Annotated in this window: 11 protein-coding genes; 8 read left to right on the top strand and 3 right to left on the bottom strand. The window is 42.3% G+C overall.

Annotated elements, in window-relative coordinates:
* Window positions 1–28: 28 nt before the first annotated feature.
* On the bottom strand, window positions 29–2,989 hold the full coding sequence (locus HII16_RS00990) for an Ig-like domain-containing protein (RefSeq protein WP_169126627.1): 2,961 nt from the start codon (window positions 2,987–2,989) through the stop codon (window positions 29–31).
* 473 nt (window positions 2,990–3,462) lie between these two features.
* On the opposite strand from HII16_RS00990, the gene HII16_RS00995 reads away from it, so the two are divergent.
* The 3 genes from HII16_RS00995 to HII16_RS01005 all read left to right on the top strand — a co-directional run bounded on the left by HII16_RS00995 (window position 3,463) and on the right by HII16_RS01005 (window position 8,251).
* Window positions 3,463–4,239: a thioredoxin domain-containing protein gene (locus HII16_RS00995; RefSeq protein ID WP_169126629.1), complete on the top strand. Its 777-nt coding sequence runs from the start codon at window positions 3,463–3,465 to the stop codon at window positions 4,237–4,239.
* Window positions 4,240–4,479: 240 nt separating this feature from the next.
* A complete protein-coding gene (locus HII16_RS01000) occupies window positions 4,480–6,645 on the top strand; it encodes a M3 family metallopeptidase (protein ID WP_169126631.1) in 2,166 nt (721 codons plus the stop codon).
* 244 nt (window positions 6,646–6,889) lie between these two features.
* Entirely contained in the window at window positions 6,890–8,251 is a 1,362-nt protein-coding gene (locus tag HII16_RS01005; RefSeq protein WP_169126633.1) for a sigma-54 dependent transcriptional regulator, read from the top strand.
* A gap of 122 nt (window positions 8,252–8,373) precedes the next feature.
* Here the strand turns inward: HII16_RS01005 and HII16_RS01010 are convergent, their stop codons facing one another.
* Window positions 8,374–11,820 carry an acyl-[ACP]--phospholipid O-acyltransferase gene (locus tag HII16_RS01010; RefSeq protein ID WP_169126635.1) on the bottom strand — a complete coding sequence of 1,149 codons (3,447 nt, stop codon included), beginning with the start codon at window positions 11,818–11,820 and terminating at the stop codon, window positions 8,374–8,376.
* A gap of 164 nt (window positions 11,821–11,984) precedes the next feature.
* On the opposite strand from HII16_RS01010, the gene HII16_RS01015 reads away from it, so the two are divergent.
* The 3 genes from HII16_RS01015 (at window position 11,985) to rhlP (ending at window position 16,144) form a co-directional block, all read left to right on the top strand.
* On the top strand, window positions 11,985–12,755 hold the full coding sequence (locus HII16_RS01015) for a helix-turn-helix transcriptional regulator (RefSeq protein ID WP_169126637.1): 771 nt from the start codon (window positions 11,985–11,987) through the stop codon (window positions 12,753–12,755).
* Window positions 12,756–12,876: 121 nt separating this feature from the next.
* The gene (locus HII16_RS01020) at window positions 12,877–15,027 is read left to right on the top strand and encodes a VIT and VWA domain-containing protein (RefSeq protein ID WP_169126639.1); all 2,151 of its coding nucleotides are present in this window, start codon (window positions 12,877–12,879) and stop codon (window positions 15,025–15,027) included.
* Window positions 15,028–15,136: 109 nt separating this feature from the next.
* Window positions 15,137–16,144 (top strand): rhombotarget lipoprotein, encoded by a 1,008-nt coding sequence (gene rhlP / locus HII16_RS01025; protein WP_169126641.1) that lies wholly within the window; start codon window positions 15,137–15,139, stop codon window positions 16,142–16,144.
* Between the two features lie 62 nt (window positions 16,145–16,206).
* On the opposite strand, the gene HII16_RS01030 is transcribed toward rhlP, so the two are convergent.
* Entirely contained in the window at window positions 16,207–18,978 is a 2,772-nt protein-coding gene (locus HII16_RS01030) for a sensor histidine kinase (RefSeq protein ID WP_169126643.1), read from the bottom strand.
* Window positions 18,979–19,284: 306 nt separating this feature from the next.
* On the opposite strand from HII16_RS01030, the gene ettA reads away from it, so the two are divergent.
* Window positions 19,285–20,961 (top strand): energy-dependent translational throttle protein EttA, encoded by a 1,677-nt coding sequence (gene ettA / locus HII16_RS01035; RefSeq protein ID WP_169126645.1) that lies wholly within the window; start codon window positions 19,285–19,287, stop codon window positions 20,959–20,961.
* Between the two features lie 274 nt (window positions 20,962–21,235).
* The gene (locus HII16_RS01040) at window positions 21,236–23,293 is read left to right on the top strand and encodes a M13-type metalloendopeptidase (protein WP_169126647.1); all 2,058 of its coding nucleotides are present in this window, start codon (window positions 21,236–21,238) and stop codon (window positions 23,291–23,293) included.
* Window positions 23,294–23,397 lie beyond the last annotated feature (104 nt).

Consider the following 23,397-nt stretch of genomic DNA (forward strand, 5'->3'; position numbering starts at 1 on the left):
TGTTGTTTTTATGTGTGTTTATACAATGTTAACCTTTAGGCTTTTTGCCACCGCCGTTGCCACCATTGCCACCGTTGCCACCACCGCCATCATCACCGGATGATTGTAGACTGATGTTTACCGTTGCCGTCGACTGGTGAACACCATCACTGATGGTATAACTAAAGCTGTCCGTTGATTTGAAGCTTTTCGCTGGGCTGTAACGAATCATGCCATTGGATAAAACAGTAACACTGCCCTTATTGCCTTGAGTAACAGCGCTAACCACTAAATTATCATTTTCGGGATCAGAATCATTACTCAGCACATTGATGTCAATTGGGCTCTTTGCTGACAACACTACAACATCATTAACCGCGTTTGGCGCGTTATTGACTGTCTCCAGTACACGATAAGTTGCATGGGCATTCGCGTTATAATTAGCATCAGCGTTATTTACCGCCGACAACATTATCGAGTAATCCATAGATTCAGCGTTTTGTGCTGAGATAACAGTAATTGAGACAGCTTTTTGCGTACCACTTGCCATTTTTACCGTCACAGAGTTGCTTTGCCATCCCGCCAGGACATCGGCTGAGATGGTGAAATCAGCATCATCACAATCGCTGCTATTATTATTCACTACTAGCAGTTGATACTCCAATGACTGCCCCGCTGTTGCTTGTTGCAATGCTGCCGATGTTAGCGTCAACGTTGGGGTTGAAAGCTGGCACGCTAATGTTCTATCAACGCTAAAGTTAACATCAACAAAACTAATCAAGTCTGCATTAGCATTGTTTTTCGCCGAGACCGACAACTGATAATCATCTGTTGACGCTGCCTCTGCCGATGTTATTGTCAATTCGACTTGTTGACTCTGCTGTGGCGCAAGTTGCAATGTTTTAGACTCGGCCAGCCACTGCTGTGGCACCACGGTGTCCAATAAATAGGAGCTCGAATCACAGGCTTCATTATCTAGATTGGTCACTAACATTTGATAGGTAATTGCCTCACCTGCGGCAACAACAGATTGCGATTGAGATATCAACTGCAACTGCGGTGTGACAGCAACACATTCAGGTAGCGGCGATTCAATCACAAAATTAGCGCTAGCCGTGCTGTTATATTCAGGGCTGCTTTGATTGGTCGCAGTAAAATCAATATTGTAAAAACCATCCGCTGCGGATGTTGATGAGCTGACAACAAGGTTTTTAACCACTGACTGACCAGATTCAAGCACGACTTGCAACTGTTCAGCACTCCAACCGTCCGGTAACATCGCAGTTAAATCGAAACCTGTTGCTGCACAGTGAGTGTTATTATTATTGGCTAACGTGATGACATAACTAACGCTCTCGCCAGCTGGTTTCCAAGTAGCCGGTTCTTGCACCGTTATTGTCGGTTGAGCATGCAGGCACTGCGCTTGATCAAGCTGTACGTTTACCAAAATGCCTTGTTCTGTAATTTGTACCGGTTCAATGGTGATACCTGCATCTGCGTCATGGAACTGCTGGCCAAGAGGCAACGCTGCATCATCCCAATCATAAAAATCACTCTCTGGTGTCATATCTAAAAATCGAGAACTTTCAATATTGGCATCACTGGCATAGTGGACAATCACCCCTTGTGTCAAAGCCGGCGTATTCGCAAGAAAATCATCAAAACCATGTGCTGTACGATATTCAAGGTAGTACCAATAATGATTACCATTGGCGTCTTGATGACGCAACAGTTTAACGCCTTTGACACCGGGCACGTCAGAATCGGCTAACGGGCTGATTAGGTAATCACCACTTTCTGAAATAATGTCAATGCTCGGTGCTATATCGTTAGCCCAATTCAAAATCTCTTTATTAAAGGCATTAAAGTGTCCTTCGTTTCCGTAGGCCCCCATAACATCAATTTTATCGCCATAACTTATGTTTAAGCAGTTATCGGCAATTGATTGATAACCACATTCAAAGGCATTGGCGTGTTGCAAGCCAAAATTGTGACCTAATTCGTGGGCTATGGTATTTAACGTGAATGAGCCATTTATATAGGTTCGCCCTGGGTCACCACCAAGAGTCGCTTTACCTGTCCAACCACATGCAGCATTTTCAGGGAAAATGTAAATAATTTTGTCAAAAGCGTTTATATCGATACCTTTAGCGTCCATAACATCACGCGAAGCCACATAGATATCCCATGAATCACAGCTTTGTGGGATAGGAAGTGTTTGGAAGTCTTCAACGTAACCGGTTAGCCATGTTTTGCCATATGAGTTTTCTTCAACAAAGGCGTTTACATCGCCAAATACCAGGCTTTCAGCCTGCTCTGGCGTCCATGGTTTTACATCGGCGTTATCAGCAAAGTTAATCAACATAACAAGGGTCGATTGCTCGCCAATCGTTGCTGAACTCGAGACTGCAGAGGCTTGTGAAACAATGTTTTGCTCAAGTTGAGATTGCTCTAACACAATATATGACTCTTGGGCTGATTGCAGTTCAATGCCCTCAACAACAACTTGTGCACCAGAGCGTATATCTTGCAAAGGTTTACCAGACGTAGGTTTTAGTCGAAATCGCTTATTGTCAGATATAAGAGTGTATTGCAACTCTGTTTGACCTTGTCGCGGAGAATCCTGATAGATCACCTCAATTTGCCCAGACAGTTTGCGTTTTTTCAATAAATACGGGGGAATTTTACTATTCTGGCTGTTATTAGGAATAGCTAGCTTTAGCACCTCTTTTGGCGAATATTCGATAAGCTCTAGTAACCCGGCATGTCGTTGTTTAGCCAGATCAAGTACAGCTTGTTGATGCAGCTTCGACTTATCATTGCTTTTTGCCAATTTTGAAAGCTTTAAAGATTGTTGTTCAAGGTTGGAAAGCAAAGCCTCAACATTACGATCATTGGATTTTTTTTCAGACGCATAAGCCGTATTGATACAGCTTAGAAATATCGTGGTAAATAAAAACAGGTAAGAGATTTTTAGCGCAAAAATCCCCTCTGCCTTTAGTGCAGACATAAATTTCAAAACAAATTCCCCTAAATTTGTCGTCAAGTATTCTTCATATCTATTTGATTTATCGATGAATTACTTAAACAACAATCTCGGTTTATGCCGAGTAATTTTATAATGAGTAAAAACACAAAAAGGTAAGCAGTCGCTTACCTTTAAGGACAGTGTCCTAGCAAGACACGTCAAGCATACTAACAAACCCCCTGTTCACAACTCAACCACAAAAAGAACACTTTTTAACCGAAAATTAAAAACTCTTTAAGAATCAACAACACCTGTTAGAAAAAAATATTCACTATTTTGTAACGCTGGCAAAACATTGAACCAATATCGCAATAAAGCCTTTCGTGATTGCCCTATTGCCATTCATTTCCTAAACTTTGTAGCATAAATACAGGTTGTATTAGCGATGTTGAATTACAGGTTTGCCTTTAACAAAACCCAAGCACTCCCAAAAAATCTGGTACAGGATGAATACCATGAATATCTGTCTGAAATATAATGTCATTATCGCCCTCATTTTGCTTTGCAGTGGTTGCAATGAGCCGAGCAATCCAAACGCCAATCAACAAAACAACAATCAAAAGCTAGAAAAACAAATACAAGAATTGCAAACGCAAATATCTACCTTAGCTGAACAAGTAGCTGACATTCATGAAATCGCCATGAGCTCACAACGTCCAAAATCGAGAAAGCTTGGTACCTTAGAAGATTTTAATCGAGGCGATACCATACCTAAATTAGGTAGTGATGATGCTACCGTAGCCATTATTGAATTTTCAGACTTTGAATGCCCCTACTGTAAACGTTTTATCGATCAAACCTTTGCGTATGTTGACAAAACCTTTATAAAGACGGGCAAGGCGGCCTATTATGTTCGTGATTTTCCGTTGTCATTTCACCCAAAAGCTAGAGGTGCAGCTGTCGCAGGTTTTTGTGCCAACAAGCAGCAAAAATACTGGCAATTACGAAATACGTTTTTTAATAACATGGGTAAATTATCAGAGCAGTATTACCAACAAGTTGCCAGCGAGTTGCAACTCGACATGGATGCCTTTAATGAGTGTCTTAAGCAAACCGATCAAAGCAAAATAAATGAAGACATTGCCTTGGGCAAAGCCATAGGTGTGACCGGAACGCCGGCATTTGTCATTGGTAAAATAGATGGCAATACCCTTAAAGAGGCACAACTGATCATTGGTGCACAGCCGCAATCCTCGTTTGATTATGTTATGAAGCAATACTTAGCACAGTAATCAGAGTCCTCTGCAGCTACTAAGTAAAGCTTTTCAGTCAACCTGTAATGTTTTCGTAACAACAATTTGGTATTTATTAAAAGTTTAGCTCCCGATCAGTCAAGAAGTGTTTTACTTGCAGCTCACTTTGTTATAAAACGAATGCACTAATTTTTATTTTAGTGGTGTATTTGCTTATCCTTTCACTTTTAGTGAGCTAAACGACTGCACTGCAACCTATTTTTAAACAGGGAGCTTTTAATGAAAGCACGTATTTTATCGCCAATAGCCCTTGCTATTGCATTAGCTGGCTGTAACGCTGGCAACAATGAGGTAGAGTCAAGTCAAGCTGAGAAAACCGTTGCTCAAGCTGATGTTGTTGTTTCTAACCCATTTTTCACTGACTACACCACACCATATAAAGTACCGCCATTTGAAAAGATCAAAATGTCGCACTACCGTCCGGCATTTGATCGTGCAATGGAAGAGCAAATTGCCGCCATTGACAAAATTGCTAACAATAAAGCCGCTGCTACTTTTGAAAATACCATTGAAGCAATGGAAAAATCAGGTGACTTGCTAACCAAAGTAACCAACACCTTTTACGGTTTAATCGGTTCAATGTCGACGCCTGAAATGCAAGCCATTTCAAAAGAGTACTCGCCTAAGCTATCTGCTATGGGTGACGACGTTTACTTAAACGAAACCCTTTTTGCCCGTGTTAAAGCAGTATATGAACAAAAAGATTCATTAACGCTTAATACCGAGCAAAAGACATTACTTGATAATGCTTACAAAGGTTTTGTTCGCGCTGGAGCTAACTTGAACGCCGAAGATAAAACTAAACTTCGCCAATTAAACAAACAAATCTCTAAGTTGTCTATTCAATTTGGTGAGAACCTACTAGCTGAAACCAACGCTTTTGAGCTGGTGATTGATAACAAAGAAGACCTAGCAGGTCTCCCGGATTCCATCGTTGCCGCAGCCGCAGCTACCGCAACAGAGCGTGGTCATGAAGGTAAGTGGGTATTCACCACTCATCGTCCAAGCTTCTACCCATTCTTAACCTATTCAACCAATCGTGAGTTGCGTGAAAAATTATTCTACGCATACACACACCGTGGTGATAACGACAACGCCAACGATAACAAAGCCATCGCCTCAGAAATGGCATCGCTTCGATACCAACGTGCGCAATTGCTAGGTTACAAAACTCATGCTCACTATGTGTTAGAAACCAACATGGCGAAGACGCCTGAAAACGTTTACAACCTATTGAACCGTGTTTGGGGGCCTTCATTAAACCGTGCTAAGCAAGAAGTTGCCGATATGCAAGCCTACGCACAAAGTGAAGGCTTTGAAGGTACGCTTGAAGCATGGGACTGGTGGTTCTATTCTGAGAAAGTTCGTAAAGCAAAATACGACCTTGATGAATCAATCACCAAACCATACTTTGAGCTGAATAACACCATGCAAGGTGTGTTCTATACCGCTGAAAAATTATGGGGCGTTACCTTTAAGCAACGTGATGACCTACCAAAGTATCACCCTGACGTGACCACTTACGAAGTATTCGATAAAGACGGTTCGACCATTGGTGTTTACATGACCGACTTCTACGTTCGTTCATCTAAGCGCGGTGGTGCATGGATGAGCTCGTTCCAGAAGCAATATAAAATGTATGGTGAGAATGCACAGCCAGTTATTTACAACGTACTTAACTACCCAGCCCCTGTTGGTGATGAGCCAGTACTACTGACATTCGATCAAGCGTCAACCTTATTCCACGAATTTGGTCACGCTATCCAAGGTCTTTTATCTGACGGTTACTACCGTTCATTGACGGGTACATCACTACCACGTGATTACGTTGAGTACCCGTCACAAGTTATGGAAAACTGGATGACACAGCCAGAAGTATTGCAGCAATTTGCTAAGCACTACAAAACGGGTGAAGTAATCCCAGCCGAACTTGTTGAGAAGATTCAAGCGTCAGGTAAATTCAACCAAGGTTTTGCAACAACGGAATACATGGCAGCCGCTTTGTTAGACCTTAAGTGGCACACTCTTGAAACGGCAGAATTGCAAGAAGCAGACGCTTTTGAAGAAGCGGCAATGAAAGAAATCGGATTGATTTCTCAGATCGCCCCGCGTTACCGTTCAACTTACTTCTCGCATATCTTTGCCGGTGGCTACTCGTCTGGCTACTACGGATACATTTGGTCAAACATTTTTGACGCAGATACTTGGGAAGTCTTTAAAGAGAAAGGCATCTTTAACCAAGAAGCGGCAACAAGCTACCGTAAAAACGTATTAGAGTCGGGTGGTACTGAAGACCCAATGGAAATGTACAAGCGTTTCCGTGGTAAAGAGCCAAACCCTGACTACTTGCTAGAACGACGTGGTTTAATGGAAAACAATAAATAACTCATTGTTATTTTTATCAAAAGTAAAAAGCCCACCTTGTGTGGGCTTTTTGATCTCTTTTTTCAAAAAAACATTACGCACCTAAAGATGCAATAATTAGACACTTGCTCAATAAAAATCAACTCCGGAGTTACCAGATTGCTTGCCAAATAGGTATTGGTAACCTATCGTTTAATTGCTGAAACAGATACATCCGGCCTTTATAGGTACGGCTTTCGCTATATAAAGGAACAGTGTGACGACGATGGAATCGCCTGAAAGATCACAAAACAGAGCCTTATTGGTTCTAAACGAAAGCAACAACACATACAATTGGCAATCAAAATTACATCAAGCGGGATGGGATTACTTTATTGCCAAAGATCTCAAATCTGCCCGTCATTATATTGAACAGAATAAGGCTTTAGTAGCTTTGGTTTTTCTCAACGAAGGCAACTATCGACGCACGTTCAGCTGTATTGAGAAACTAAAACAGCAATTTAATGCTATCCGTTTTTTCGCGGTTATTGAATCTCCAGGTTTATTAGAAAAACCGAGCAGGAACAAAATTCCATTATTTTTTAATGACTTTTTTCATCCCCCACTAAATTACCAACAACTGATTTATGAACTGGGCCATGCCCATGGCATCGCAAAGCTGGCAACATCCCATCTACTGGTAAATAGTCATTCAGATAGCCCTAAACTGATTGGTGAAACCCTAGCAATAAAAGAGCTACGCTCTGTTCTGGCGAAAATTGCCAAATGCAATAATTCGGTATTGCTAAACGGTGAAACAGGAACAGGTAAAGACCTTTGCGCGCAAATCATTCATAACCAGTCTCACCGTAGAAGCGGGCCATTTATTACCATCAACTGTGGTGCTTTGCCACCGACATTAATTCATTCAGAGCTATTTGGCCATGAAAAAGGCGCATTCACCAATGCCTATAAACAATATATAGGTCATATCGAACGAGCCGATAACGGTACATTATTTCTCGATGAAATCGGTGATTTACCACTAGATCAACAAATTAGCTTGTTGCATTTTTTGGAAAACCACAAAATCGAACGTATTGGCGGCCATAAGCTTATTGATGTCAATTGCCGTGTTATTTTTGCTACCCATGTCGATTTAGAGCAAGCCATTGATGAAGGAAAGTTCCGTGAAGACTTATATCATCGCATCAATGTTTTACAACTCACTATCCCAAGTCTTAGGGAAAGAGCACAAGATATCAGTCTATTAGCCAACTTCTTTTTAAATGAATATAGTGAACAAAATAATAGCTACCGATATAGCAAAGACACGATTAACGCTATGAAAAAGTATTCTTGGCCAGGCAATGTTCGAGAACTTGCTAATCGTGTGCAACGTGCATTAATAATGGCCGATACTAAGATAATCACAGTCGACGATTTAGGCATAAAAGAGCAACATTCTTACAGTAACAATGTTCGCTTGTTACGCCAACGTGCCGACATCGATGGTGAAACTTTAATTAACGCCATGCGTGATAATAACCACAACATTTCTGCCGCTGCACGACAACTTAAAATATCACGAACGACTTTTTATCGACTGTTGAAACGGTGCAATATTCAATTAAGCATCGTCAAGTAATCGCGCTATTTAAAGCGCTGGTTAGTTGGCACTAAGCCAAGATTTCAATACTGATAATGTCTAGTTAATACCGGCTAAAAAGCGTCACATCTACACCCGTTATCAGCCACTTCCGCTCGTTACTAGGCTAATTGTAGTGCTAATTTTTTCGACGCGGCAAAGTCTGTTTTGCCACTGCCAAGCTTAGGCAACGCATCCACTTTGAACAGCTTAGATGGGATCATTAACGCATTACAATGATTGGCAATCAGCAGTTGCTTTACTTCGTTAAGATCAATGTCATGCTCTGTCAGAGCGATTATGGCCTCGCCTTTTTTCGCATCGGGAATGTTTACCGCAACAAACTCGACATCCGTTACGGCATTAGCAAGTTGTAATTCGACAGCTGTAAGGCTAACCATTTCACCACCAATTTTGGCAAAACGAGAATAACGGTCAACGATGGTTAAAAAGCCGTCTTTATCTAAGTGGCCTTTATCGCCGGTTTTATACCAACGGCGACCATCAAGTTCAATGATCGCCTCGGTGGTTTTCTCACCATCATTTAGGTAACCTAACATCACCTGGCTGCCGGAAATCAATATCAAGCCATCATCTTCTGCCGGTAAGGTTTCCATGCTCACTGGGTCAACAATTCGGAATGAGCAACCCGGCACGGGCATGCCCACGGTACCTTGCTTACTGCCGGTTTGTACTTGAAAATCACCTATATCCATTTGATCAGGAATATTCACACTGGCAACCGGCGTAGTTTCTGTCGCGCCATACCCTTCATAAATGTCCTTACTGAATTTTTGCTTAAACTGTTCACGCACATCCTCTGGCAGTTTTTCAGCGCCAGCGACTACGGTGCGTAAGCTGTCGAGCATCAGCGGCTCCACTTTTCGATTGCGCACATACAAGCGTAAAAAGGTCGCTGTGGCACACAACATAGTGGCTTTTTGTTTGGCAATGGTTTTGGCAATATTAACCACATCGGTCGGGTCTGGGTGACAGACTACCTTAATACCTTCAAGCAACGGCAAGAAGGTGGTTACCGTCAAGCCAAATGAATGAAATGGCGGTAAGGTACCCATAACGACGTCGTCTTCTTTAGTGCGCAATACATCACTTATCTGACGGATGTTGGCACTAAAATTTCGATGACTTAGCACGATACCTTTTGGCGTTCCTTCACTGCCACTTGAAAATAAAATGGCGGCGGGCGAATTAATGGCAACGGGTTTTGCCAACAAATAATAATACCAGCGTGCAGGTAATAACGCAGTAGCCAGCATCGATGTGAACAAACGCACCTTAGACAACTGTTGCTTTAGATCCTCCATCATCACCACATTGACATTGGTAAGCATGGCTTCGGTATCAACGCCCTTACTGTTTAGTTTTTGCAGGAATTTTTGCGAACTTATCACGGTTTTAATCGCGGCATTGTCCATCCCCGCATTAACCGCTTCAGCACTGCTGGTGTAATTCACATTTACCACGGTTTGGCCATTTAAAAGCACGGCCATATTGGCAATTACCGACGCACTTGAGGAGGGCAACATCAAGCCTATATTTTGACTATCGTCTAGACGTTTTATGTTACCGGCAATGGCATAACAAGCTGCCAATAATTTTCGATACGATATCGCTTGGCCATTAGAATCAACCACGGCATCGGCAGACGGCGTATCCATAACACTTTGAATAAACCCTAAAGGCAAAGGATCTGTTTGCTTGGTTTGATGTTCCCAAGCTTCAAATGACAACTCAAAGACTTTTTGTTTGAGTTCTTGTGCATTAGTGCTCATCGCTAACGGTTGACCAAAAGCGATTACCACATCACGGCGCAGGCCGTTAATGGTGTTATTTCGCAGCTTGTCACTATTGGCTCTCGACATACGTGAGCCCCATAAGCCATGTAAGTAAAATGGAATAATCGCACCTTCAACATCATCGACGACACGCTCAAAACCACTGCGAAACACACCTAATGAACCGGTACGACTGATTGCACCTTCTGGGAATAAGCACACCACTTCACCAGCTTTTAATGCCTCGTTAACCGCCGCCAAAGATTCTTTTGAATTACCTCGGCTGATAGGAATGGTACCGAACAATTTTACCAACGGTTTAACATACCAACGCTCGTATATGCTGCGTAACATAACAAAGCGAACCTTACGAGGACAGGCCATTTGTACTAATAGCCCGTCAATCCAGCTGATGTGATTGCCCAGCAATAATACACCGCCTTCGCTTGGCAGATGTTCAAAACCCAAGACTTCAAGCTTATATCGACGACGCATCACAAAGGTGGCAATAATGCGCACCAATGAATGCGGTAATTGCCATACTGTGTATAACGCTCCAGCTAATGCTAACGCCGACAACAAATAAAACACGCCTACTGAGCTAATCCCCCAGGTAACCAAACCAATGGTCGTGATTAAGCCAGTTAACATGGCGACATTTTGCACCCAGTTATTACCGGCTAGCACCACCCCTAACTGATCTTCTTTGGCGTGATATTGAATTAACGCGTTAAGCGGAATGATAAACAAACCACCGCTGATTCCGGCAATGAGAAATACCACCGCCATCACATAAGCCGAGTCTAACGAGGCAATGATGGCAAGCGATACGGTAAACGCCAACGCAGATAACGGGATCAGCCCAAGCTCAATATGGTTTTTCGATACCTTAGCGGCAATGATAGAGCCGATAACAATACCAATACCGGTGCAGGCCATAATGCCTTGCACAACCAACGCGTTATCGGATGCCAGCACCTCTTTCGCAAATGCCGGAAACGTCGCTAACATCACTTGCGATACCGACCAGAACATAGACAGGCCGATAATTGACAACCAAATAACCCGATCAGATAAAATCAGCTTGAGGTTATCTTTTAAATACTTGCCTTTGACGTATTGATTTAACTCTAATCTCTTGCTGTCATCTTTTGGTTTGGTGATAGGCAGCTTGCTGGCGTAATACCACTCTACCAATGATAAAGCGACAAACCCCCAACCTAACCACACCACCGATTGCATAATGGTTGTGGTGTTTAACTCAGAAGCATTAGGAACCATCATTTCAAACAGCGCCGAAAACACAAAGGTACCACCTAAAATCGATACGATAGTAACCGCCTGTACGCTAGCGTTACCTTGCGCCAAGTTTTCCACGCCGATTAACTCTTTTAAGTAACCGTACTTAGCTGGCGAATAAATTGCCGATTGAATGCCCATAATCAAGGTCATAATAAAGGCTGCTTCAAACCAGCCTTGGAAATAACAAAAGGTGATGATTGATGTGGCAACGACAGCAACAATGGCGCTGATACGCATGATATGCGGTTTAGGGTATTTATCGGCTAGATGCCCTGAAGGCGAAAATAAAAATATGAATGGCAATAATATCAATGCATTCAATATCGCCGTTAAGACAATTTGCAGATCACCGTCGTAAATTTTAAATACGGTGTTTTGCACAACAATTTTATGGCCTAAGTCGACAAAGGCATTGATAAACACCATGACGATGTAAGCAAAAAAGCCCTTAAAACCAAGTAAGTGTTTCATAAGAAAACTGTCCTAATTATTTTTTAATGTCCCTAGCTTGCTTGTTCAAAGCAATAAACACTACCATTACCTGAGATGTTGCATTATTATCGACAGTAAGTATTAAAAAATAATACCATCGATATTCTGACAACATTCGATAACCTAACAACATGGAGGTGAATATGTCGCAAACAACGACCCTGCTTGTCACTTTAAAAAAAGCATTAAAAGCCCATGGCTTCACATACGCCGATGTGGCAAAACATATGGACTTATCTCAGGCTAGCATTAAACGATTGTTTTCCGAAGAAAATTTTTCGCTACAACGGCTAGAGCAGATTTGCCAGTTAATGGATATGCAAATATCCGACTTGGTCAAACAAATGTCTGAGCAGCAAGCACGCCTGCAACAATTGAGTGTCGAACAAGAAACAGAGATCACCAACGATATTGCGCTACTCTTGGTCGCCGTTTGCGTGCTAAACAAATGGCGTATGCAAGATATTGTCGATTACTATCAGATGTCTGAGCCGGAATGTATTGGCAAACTGACCAAATTAGATAAACTAAAAATCATCGAATTGCTGCCTGGTAATCGCATAAAATTGTTGGTCGATGCCAATTTTGGTTGGCTAGAAAATGGCCCAATACAAACATTTTTTCAACGCACCATAGGCCAGGAATTCTTCAACAGTTCATTTCACCTTGACGACGAATGCCTCATTGTCTTAAACGGTATGCTGTCACTACAAAGTAATGGTGAGTTTCAGCGCAAACTGCGTCGCTTAGCACGTGAGTTTGAAGACCTAAATCATGAAGACTCCAGTTTGTCGTTAACAGAACGAAATGGCGCGACTGTGGTACTTGCGATCCGTAACTGGCGCTATGGCTTATCACGCCATTTAATTAACAACGGTTCACCAGAGAAAAAGCCTCAGGTCATAAAAAGGTAGCAATATTCGAACCCAATACCACCAAATATTACAACCTGTTAACTTTAAGTGGCAATATTTGCAATTAAATACCAAGGTGGCTGTCATCACTAAGTAGCATTTACTAAAAGGATGACAGGTTATGAAAACTCTACTTTCATTTATAAAACTTGCATGGGTGGCGGTTGTAATCACCCTAGGTTTATGTAATTTCAATAGCGCGTTTGCCGCGGGATTACTAACCCCTAACAACAGCGCTTTACCTGAATTGCAAATAAGCGAACATCATGTCGATGTGGTGATCGAAAATGGTTACGCCATCACTAAGGTTGAACAAGTATTTTTCAATCCTAACAATCAAGACTTAGAGGCTCTCTACAGCTTCCCTGTACCTGAAAAAGCCTCATTAGGGGAATTTGTTTACTACATCGATGGCACCCCTGTTATGGGTGAAGTAGTCACTCAACAAAAAGCCGACAGCTTGTATGAGCAGGAAAAACAAGCCGGTCGTGACGTAGCGAAGACTAGCCAAAACAGTTTCAAAACCTTTGAAACGCAAGTTTACCCAGTGCGCGCCAATAATTATGTACGAATTCATTTAACTTATATTCAACCGGTACATATCGACACCTCAATTGGTCGTTACGTCTACCCACTGGAAAACGGTGGTGTCGATGAACAAGAATTAAATTTCTGGAGCTACAAAGACAGCGTTGAACATGCGTTTAGTTTTAATCTTTTGTATCGCTCCGCCTATCCCGTTGAGCAATTTCGCCTGCCGAGTATTGCCAATGCGCAAATCAAGCAGTTATCGCAATATGAGTGGATGGTATCTTTAAGCAATCAGTCGGGTAACTCGGCGGCCTCTATGGTCGATGAAGGTCAGCGGACGGCCGCAGCAAAAGCCCAGCCGCAGTTACAGGCGCAATCAGCGCCGGCTTATCAGTTAAATGAAGACATCGTCGTATACTGGCGCCTACAAGACGGTTTGCCAGGTTCGGTTGACCTTGTCACTCATAAACAACCGGGCAAAGACAAAGGCACATTTATGATGACCTTTACCCCTGGTATGGACTTAGCACCGATACACAATGGCAGTGACTGGGTTTTTGTTCTCGATTACTCCGGCTCTATGAACGGCAAATACAGCGCTATGGTTGACGGTGTGCGTAAAGGCTTAGATAAACTTCGTCACGATGACCGATTTAAAATCATCATATTTAACGACAATGCGCATATGCTTACCTCAGGTTTTATTAACGCCACAGCAGAAAACGTCAATCAACAGCTAAGTCGGTTGGACGCTATGCAGCCAGGTGGAAGTACCCATTTGTATGATGGCGTATCAATGGCTTTAAAAGAACTTGATAGCGATCGCCCTACTGCGGTGTTATTGGTGACCGATGGTGTTGCCAATGTCGGTGTTACACAAAAAAAAGCATTTTACCGTCTATTAGAGCAATATGATGTGCGTTTGTTTACCTTCATTATGGGCAACAGTGCCGACCGTCCGTTACTGCAAGGCATGGCAAAACTGTCAAACGGTTTTGCCATGAACGTATCGAACAGTGATGATATCGTCGGTCAAATTATGCAAGCCAGTTCAAAACTTACTCATCAAGCGATGCGAGATGTGCACGTAAAAATAAGTGGTATTAAGGTAAACAACCAAACGCCCGAGCAAATAGGCAGTGTATATCGTGGTCAACAACTGATTGTGTTTGGTCACTATTACGGTCAAGGTAAAGCCAACGTTGAAGTTAGCGGTAAAATTGCCGGTCAAAAAACAACCTTTAACACCAGTTTTGATTTTAACGACAGCGAACAAAACCCAGAGCTTAAGCGTCTATGGGCATTTGCCAGCATCGAAGCCCTACAAGACAAAATGGATTACCTTGGCGCCGATAAAGACAGCGAACAAGCGGTTACCGATCTTGCCCTTGAATATGGTTTAGTCACCCCATACACCTCAATGATCGTCATGCGTGATGAGCAGTTTGCCGCACATAATATTGAGCGTCGCAATAAAAACCGCGTTGAAAACGAATACAAGGCTCGCGATCAGCGCAAACATGCAGCGGTGTCTCATAACCGTGTCGACCAACAAAAACCGATGTACAAAAAGTCACGGCCATCATTTGGCGGTGGTGGTAGCACCTCGATGATCACTGTGGTGGTGTTACTCGGCCTATTGTGCAGCCGCTCGCGCCCTGCACACGCAAGTGCTACTACAGCAAATGCGCCAAGAGCAAAATCCACCGAGCCGAATAAGCAATCGATTCGGGTTATATAACCTCTCAGAAAAACACCTGTGGCCCCTACCTTATCAATAAAGTTAGGGGCTGCTTAAAAGCAACTTTTTGATAAAACCCCTAATTTAATAAATACATTAAGGAAATACGATGAACATGTTTAACGTAACCGCCCGCAATGCATTTTTTTGGATTTTAACAACACTGTATTTGACCGGTTGTAACTCGATGATCAGCGATCATGACAAGCGCACCACGTCTTCAGGCAACCTAATGGATTACTTATATCCCGACGGTCAAACCAACATCGTACACACCGCGAGTAAGCCCAATATAAAAGTGCCGGTTCGAATGGCGATTGCCTTTGTTCCAAATAAAGGCAACAGCTTCAATAACATTCATGATAGTGCGCAAATAGATTTGCTCTACAAAATAAAACAAGCCTTTGAAAGACATAATTTTATTGAAAGCATTCAAGTCTTACCAAGCATGTATTTACAAGGCGACAAGGGATTTGAAGCACTCGATCATGTGGCTAAAACCTACGATGTCGATTTAATGGCACTGGTCTCTTTTGATCAGCTCACCAACACTGACGAAAATAATGCCTCATTATTGTATTGGACGCTGGTGGGCATGTACGTTATCCCTGGCAGTGAAAGCAGCGTACAAACCTTGGTTGATACTGCGGTAATTGATATCAAGAGTCGTAAATTACTGTTTAGAGCACCTGGCACAAGCATCGTCGATGACACTTCCACGGCGCTAGGCCTTGATGCGACCTTAAAAGAAAACTCCGCGACGGGCTTTAAAAAGGCAGTGGCACAAATGAATGGCAACCTTGAAAAGGAACTGCAATTGTTCCGTTCTCGCATAAAGCAGGGGCAAATAGGTACCTTGGAGTACGCCGTAAACGGCCAATACGCCAGTGATCAACAACAAGCTGACTTAGATATAGCCACTAAGCCAGTTACACAATCTGGACAATTGACCAGCAATGTAGTTTCTAACACGACGACAGATATGGATTCTAAAGCACAATCAAATCGCGAAACTGAACTCTTACAAACTCAAGTTCGCCAACAGTTAAACGACATTCAACAGAAGCAGCAAGCATCATTTTGGCAAAATTCAGAAACAAATAACCATCAGCAATAGATTAATATAGGCAGAGGCGTGTTGGCTCGTTTACAGGTCAACAAGCCGAAATAAATAATGAATCACGCTTTCAGTGCCGCTCTAAGTTGCATAAGCAAGTCGTCACATTGGCCGTTTTCATGACCACAATCACACTCTGGTTGATTAAGTAATTTGTCCAGAGCAATAGCCAAATTTGACAAGTTTTCGTGACCGAATACAGATGCTGCACCGGCAATTTGATGAACCAACTGTTGCAATGATTGCCAATCTTGAGCGGCATAGTAGTGGCCTATTTTCTGTTCATACATGGGCAGTTTTTGTTGAAAGCTAAGGTTTAAATCCTCAAAGCTTGTTGTTTGCACAGCGTCATCAGCGAATGACGCTTGTGCAGATGCGGGCTCTTGATAGTATTTCGCAACACATTGAATAAATGAATTACGCTCTATAGGCTTTTTAAGGTGTTCATCAAAACCGAGATCAAGATATTTTCTCACTTCATGAGCCATGGCATTTGCGGTAAGTGCAATAACCGGCTTTGTGTAGCCTGAACTGCGCAGCTTTTGTAGGACTTCCAGTCCATCCATTTGTGGCATTTGTATATCCAGTAATATTAAATCTACTGCCTGCTGAGCAACGATATTCAATACTTGTAAGCCATTGCTGGCTTGAAAGACATGCAAGCCCATATGTTCTAGCAAACGTGAAATAAAACGCAAATTATCCGGATGATCTTCCGCGATCAATATATTGCCAACAAGTGGTTGGTTAATAACTTCTTGCAGTTCTTGTGTGCTGATTTCCCTATCTTGCTGCGTCAGTCGTTCTGCATCCATAACGAAAGTAAAACGACTGCCTCGGCCAACTTCACTTTCAACGCCAATGCTACCTGACATTAATTTGGCTAACTGGTTTGATAAATACAAACCTAATCCGCTGCCACCAAAACGGCGGTTTATGGTGCTATCGGCCTGGGTGAAGCTGTTAAAAATACTCGCTAATTGTTCTTTTTGCATACCGATACCGGTATCGCAAACACTGACTTGTAGACGCTTATCAATGAAACCGATAGCAACCTTAACTTGACCATTATGAGTAAATTTAATCGCATTAGAGCACAGGTTAATGATGATTTGGCTAAAGCGCAGGTAATCTATTGCGACAACACAAGGGCTGGGAAGTTGATTATTAATTGAAAATTCAATGCCTTTTTGTTTTGCCTGCTCAGTAAAGATATTTTGCAAATCGCTACATATCAGCGAAATATCCGTTGCCGTACGATTAAGTACCAATTTATTGGCTTCGAGTTTACTTAAATCAAGTATGTCATTAACCAACTGCAATAAATGTTTGCTGTTACTGTGGATTGCACTTACTTCGGTAACAATATCTTTCACTTGCACTTCGTCATACATAATCGATTCAGATTGACCGATAATAGCGGTAAGTGGTGTTCTGATTTCGTGGCTCATGTTCGCCAGAAACTGGCTTTTGATTAGATTCGCCTGAGTTAATTGTTGTGTCGTCTGCTGCAATTTGGCCGTTCGCTCTTTTACTAACAGCTCCAATTGTTTGGTGTATTTCTTGTGACGATGCTTTCGGTAAGCTAAAAATACAACCACTAATAACATCACCGAAACCAGGGTTAATAAATCTCTGGCTTGTTGGCGTTTTATGTTGTTATGGCTTTCTAGTTCACGTTGTTTTTCAACATGGGCAAGTTGCAAGTTGAGCTGTTCAGACTCAAAATTAGCCAACTCTTTAGTCAATTGCCCATTGGCTACTTTAAACAAGCCATTTCTTGCATCCTGATAATATGTAAATGCTTGCTGTGGTTGACCAAGTGCGGCATGAATAAGCGACAGAATTTCCAGATTAGCGAGCTCTAGGTGTTCATCTTGTTGTGAAATAGACAAGTCTAATGAACGTCTGGCAAATTCTAGCGCCGTTTGATAGTCGCCATGGTAGTAGTTGATCTGGGCACTAATAAATGAACAATTAGAATAAGAATTCATATGTTCGTATTGCTGTGATAGATGCAAACATTTTTGGGCGTAATTCTCAGCCATTTTAAAGGCACGCATTTCCGTATATAGGTCGGCTAAGTTATTGTATTGACTCGCCAAGTCATAATGTTTATTTTCGTTTTGGTAGTATTCAATAGCCTTAAAGGTGTATTGTTCAGCTTGTTTAAATTCACCTGAATATTTATAGGCAAGGGCGATATTACTGTGTGCTAGGGCGACATCTGCGGGTCGTTGCATTCGTTCTCTCGCGGCAATAATATCTGGCAAAACTTGCAACGCTTTGTCGTATTGTTTCAGTGTTAAATAAAGACCTGAAATGTTAAAGGCAATATCAACTTTATCGTTTTCATCGCCGATTTCATCGTATATAACTTTGGCTTTTTTATAGACAGTCAAAGCCTTAGTTGGCTCGCCTTTGTTATCCAAAACCAAACCAACATTATTGTATAAGTGCGCCAACTGAATGGGGTTATCAGCGTTAATGTAATAGGCAATAGCGTCATTATAGCGCTCTAACGCCTGGTTATAACTGCCTTGAAAATAATGAAAAATGCCGGTGAGTTTAGCAAATTGCGCTGCCATATCTGGTAACTGCTGACGCGTTGCATAATCATAGCCCTGCTGTGCTGTTTTTAACGCATGTTCGCCTTTACCGTTTTGAAAATAACTCATCGCCAATTCTCGGTAAACTTGTTCTGTCTGTTTCGAAGAGATAGCTTGCTCTGACAACAGCATTTGCAATTGTGTTTGCACCTGCAAAGCGTCGTCCAATGCGTTTATGTTTTGCATTTTCTGATCAAACTGAGCGATCTCAGCAAACGCTGGCATAATCGTGTAAATACAAACTATTCCAACAACGCGAATGCAACAACATGTATATTGTTTCAGGCGAGTTATCGAATCAATGAACGACATTAATTCACTTTTTATGATCGATGAATAGATAAATACTTTTATAACATATTGTCAGTGAATATTAAAAACATAGCCCGATGAAAATCGACGCTAGTGATAGCGATATGCTGAATACCATTTAGTCTGTTATGAAATACATCAAATTAGTTGTAACAAACAAGGCCGATCAACTAAAATAACGCCAATATTCATAACTCTAATTCTGATAAAGGTTTTCTGATGGCATTGCCTGACAAGTTTATTTATTCGATGCACCGCGTTTCAAAAGTGGTACCTCCGAAAAAAACCATTCTAAAAGATATTTCAATTTCATTTTTCCCTGGCGCCAAAATTGGTGTGCTTGGTTTAAATGGTGCTGGTAAATCAACCTTGCTGCGTATCATGGCCGGTGTCGATACCGAGTTTGATGGCGATGCAAAATTGTTATCTGGTACAAAAGTGGGCTACTTGCCGCAAGAGCCAGAATTGAATGAAGAAGCAACGGTACGTGAAATTGTTGAGCAGGCAGTTTCTGAAGTAAAAGATGCCTTAGCACGTCTTGATCAAGTGTATATGGAATACGCCGAAGAAGGTGCTGACTTTGATGCTTTGGCCAAAGAACAAGGCGAACTTGAAGCCATTATTGCCGCTCATGACGGTCATAACATTGAAAACGCTCTAGAACGCGCTGCCGATGCTTTGCGTTTGCCTGAATGGGATCAAAAAATCAAAGTACTATCCGGTGGTGAGCGTCGCCGTGTTGCACTGTGCCGCTTATTATTAGAAAAACCAGACATGTTGTTGCTAGATGAGCCTACCAACCACTTGGATGCCGAGTCTGTTGCCTGGTTAGAGCGCTTCTTGCACGACTACCCAGGTACCGTTGTGGCGATTACCCATGACCGTTACTTCTTAGATAACGTCGCGGGTTGGATTTTAGAGCTTGACCGTGGTGAAGGTATTCCATGGGAAGGTAACTACTCATCTTGGCTTGAACAAAAAGACGCCCGTCTTGAAATGGAAAAACGCCAAGAAAATGCATTGGCTAAAACCATTAAGCAAGAGCTTGAATGGGTTCGTCAAAATCCTAAAGGTCGTCAAGCAAAATCAAAAGCTCGTATGGCCCGTTTTGAAGAGCTGCAAAGCCAAGAAAACCAGAAGCGTAATGAAACCAACGAACTATACATTCCACCGGGGCCACGCCTTGGTGACAAAGTACTGGATATTGAAGGCATTACTAAGTCATATGGTGATCGCGTATTAATTGACGATTTAAGCTTTTCAATTCCAAAAGGTGCTATCGTCGGTATCATTGGCCCGAATGGTGCTGGTAAATCAACTCTGTTTAAAATGCTATCCGGTACTGAACAACCTGATAGCGGTAAGGTTATCGTTGGTGACACCGTGCAATTAGCGTCCGTTGATCAATTCCGTGACGACATGGTTGATAGCAACACGGTTTATCAAGAAATTTCAGAAGGCGCCGATATCATTCGTATTGGCAACTATGAAGTACCAGCGCGCGCTTATGTTAGTCGCTTTAACTTCAAAGGTAACGATCAACAAAAATTCATTGGTGATTTGTCTGGTGGTGAACGCAACCGAGTGCACTTAGCCAAACTAGTGAAAACCGGCGGTAACTTATTGCTGTTGGATGAGCCAACCAATGACTTGGACGTTGAGACCTTACGCGCGCTAGAAGAAGCCCTTTTGGAATTCCCTGGCTGTGCGTTAGTTATTTCCCATGACCGTTGGTTCTTAGACCGTATTGCTACCCACATCATTGATTACCGTGACGAAGGTCAAGTGAACTTCTTTGAAGGCAACTACACCGAGTACGATGCGTGGTTGAAGAAAACTCTTGGTCCACAAGCGAACGAACCACATCGCATGAAATACAAGCGCATTACCAAGTAATTCGCCTTTGCATTAACTTGGATGCATGTAAAACTGAAAAACGCCTGATATTATCAGGCGTTTTTGTTTCTATCTTAGTAAGTTACATCAAATGGCCTGTTTTGATTGTTCGCCAAGACATAGCCAACCGTGGTTAATTTGTAATGAAATATATCAACAACTCGACTTGCCTGTTTTTTGCTCTATAGTAAATAAGCGAAGCTATACCTTTTTAAAAATAAATGATTGATAACAAGTAGTTAATTCAATCAGTACGATTAACAGGGACAATTCAATGAACTATCTAAAACCTGTGTCATTATCGCTAATGACGATTGCATTGGTGGCCTGCTCTAATGGCGAAGACACCACAGCCAATGAAACAGATACCACCCTACCAGAACTTAGTTCTGGTATTTATACCGAATACATGGACACCTCGGTAAGTCCTGGCGATGATTTTAATCAATACGTGAATGGTAAATGGATGGCAACCGCCACCATCCCTGAGGACAAGTCCAGTGTCGGTGTTTGGTCGACACTTAGAGATGCGTCGCAAGATAACGTTAAAATTATTATCGAAGAATCTGCGAAGGGCAACTTTGCACCAGGCTCAGACCAACAAAAAGTTGGTGATCTGTATAACTCATATATGGATATGAAAACTCGTGATGCGCTCAGCGTCAAACCATTACAACCTGAGTTTGGTAAAATCAGTGCAATTGCTAATTATGACGATTTAGCCGTTTACTTTGCGACGGCCAATAAACGCGGCTACAACATGCCATTTGCGCTTGGTCAGTACGTCGACTTTAAAGAACCAGACACCTACATGATGTACACCTGGCAAGGCGGTTTAGGTCTACCGGACCGAGAATACTACTTTAAAGAAGACGACAAGTCGGCAGATATACGTGATAAATATCTGCAACATATTGAAAATATGTTTGATCTTGCCGGTTTTAATGCAGGCAAACAGGCCGCCGAAACAATATATGACCTAGAGCAAAAGCTTGCTAAGGTTCATATGGAAAAAGAAAAAACCCGCGATATGGTGGCGCTATACAATAAAGTGCCTCGCGAAGATCTTGCGCAGATAATGGCTGACTTTAACTGGAGTGCCTTTTTACAAGAAGCCGGCATAGACACCATCGATGGTTTAGTGATCACGCAAATCGATTACATGAAAGCGTTAAATGGCATTATCAGCCAAACCTCGATTGCCGACTGGCAAACGTTTTTAACCTGGAAAGCGCTAAGTGCCAATGGCTCTCGCTTAACCAGCGCCATAGATAAAGAAAACTTTGATTTTTACACCAAAACCTTATGGGGAGCTAAACAGCAGCGCCCGATGTGGCGACGTGGTGTCAATGTGGTTAACGGCACCTTAGGTGAGGTTGTTGGTAAAGTCTATGTTGCTCGCCACTTCCCACCAGAAGCAAAAGCGCGCATGCAACACTTGGTTGATAACCTTATTTTGGCTTATCGCCGCAGCATTCAAGACTTGACGTGGATGACCCCTGAGACCAAAGAGCAAGCACTCGATAAGTTATCTAAATTTACGCCAAAAATCGGCTACCCTGACAAATGGAAAGACTACAGCGATTTGGAAATCAAAGCCGATGACTACTTCGGCAATATTGAACGCGCGGCTTTAGTTCAATATCAACAAAACCTAGACCGCCAAGGCCGCGTGGTGGATAAATCTGAGTGGCAGATGAACCCACAAACCATCAACGCCTATTACAACCCACCGCTTAACGAAATCGTGTTTCCAGCGGGCATATTACAACCACCGTTCTTTGATATGAACGCCGATGACGCGGTAAATTATGGTGGTATTGGCGCGGTCATTGGTCATGAAATTGGTCACGGATTTGACGATGCGGGTTCAACCTTTGATGGCGATGGCGTACTGCGTAATTGGTGGACACCAACCGATAAAGAAGAGTTTAAAAAGCGCACCCAAGCCCTTGTTGCACAATACGACTCATATAAAGTATTTGATGATCTGAATGTTAACGGTACCTTTACCTTGGGCGAAAACATTGGTGATTTAGGCGGCTTAAGTATCGCCATGAAAGCCTATAAACTTTCACTAATCGGAGAAGATGCGCAGGTTATCGATGGCTTTACTGGTGAGCAACGTGTACTGATAGGCTTTGGTCAAATATGGCGCGGTTCTTATCGCGAAGAGTTATTGCGCCAATTGGTTGGCACCGATCCGCACTCTCCGGCTCAATTTCGAGTCAATGGTACAGTGCGAAATGTGCCTGAATTTTACAGTGCATTTGCCGTTGAAAAAGACGCTAAATTATATCTGGCTCCAGAGCAACGTGTAAAAATCTGGTAATTCCAAACCAGGCTAATATTAGCTAGATAAAGATTAGCCTGGTTAATATTAAAAAGGTCAGCGTATTTCTACGCTGACCTTTTTGTTTTAATAATTCCCAGATA

Origin of the sequence: Thalassotalea sp. Y01 (assembly GCF_012932945.1) — a bacterium.
Classification (GTDB): domain Bacteria; phylum Pseudomonadota; class Gammaproteobacteria; order Enterobacterales; family Alteromonadaceae; genus Thalassotalea_A.

Bases quoted from the DNA above. Each gene is read 5' to 3' on its own strand.
- HII16_RS01030 (WP_169126643.1), bottom strand. From the start codon at position 18,978: ATGCCAGCGTTTGCTGAGATCGCTCAGTTTGATCAGAAAATGCAAAAC.
- HII16_RS01020 (WP_169126639.1), top strand. From the start codon at position 12,877: ATGAAAACTCTACTTTCATTTATAAAACTTGCATGGGTGGCGGTTGTA.
- HII16_RS00995 (WP_169126629.1), top strand. From the start codon at position 3,463: ATGAATATCTGTCTGAAATATAATGTCATTATCGCCCTCATTTTGCTT.
- HII16_RS01005 (WP_169126633.1), top strand. From the start codon at position 6,890: ATGGAATCGCCTGAAAGATCACAAAACAGAGCCTTATTGGTTCTAAAC.
- HII16_RS01015 (WP_169126637.1), top strand. From the start codon at position 11,985: ATGTCGCAAACAACGACCCTGCTTGTCACTTTAAAAAAAGCATTAAAA.
- HII16_RS01010 (WP_169126635.1), bottom strand. From the start codon at position 11,820: ATGAAACACTTACTTGGTTTTAAGGGCTTTTTTGCTTACATCGTCATG.
- HII16_RS01040 (WP_169126647.1), top strand. From the start codon at position 21,236: ATGAACTATCTAAAACCTGTGTCATTATCGCTAATGACGATTGCATTG.
- HII16_RS01000 (WP_169126631.1), top strand. From the start codon at position 4,480: ATGAAAGCACGTATTTTATCGCCAATAGCCCTTGCTATTGCATTAGCT.
- ettA (WP_169126645.1), top strand. From the start codon at position 19,285: ATGGCATTGCCTGACAAGTTTATTTATTCGATGCACCGCGTTTCAAAA.
- HII16_RS00990 (WP_169126627.1), bottom strand. From the start codon at position 2,989: ATGTCTGCACTAAAGGCAGAGGGGATTTTTGCGCTAAAAATCTCTTAC.
- rhlP (WP_169126641.1), top strand. From the start codon at position 15,137: ATGAACATGTTTAACGTAACCGCCCGCAATGCATTTTTTTGGATTTTA.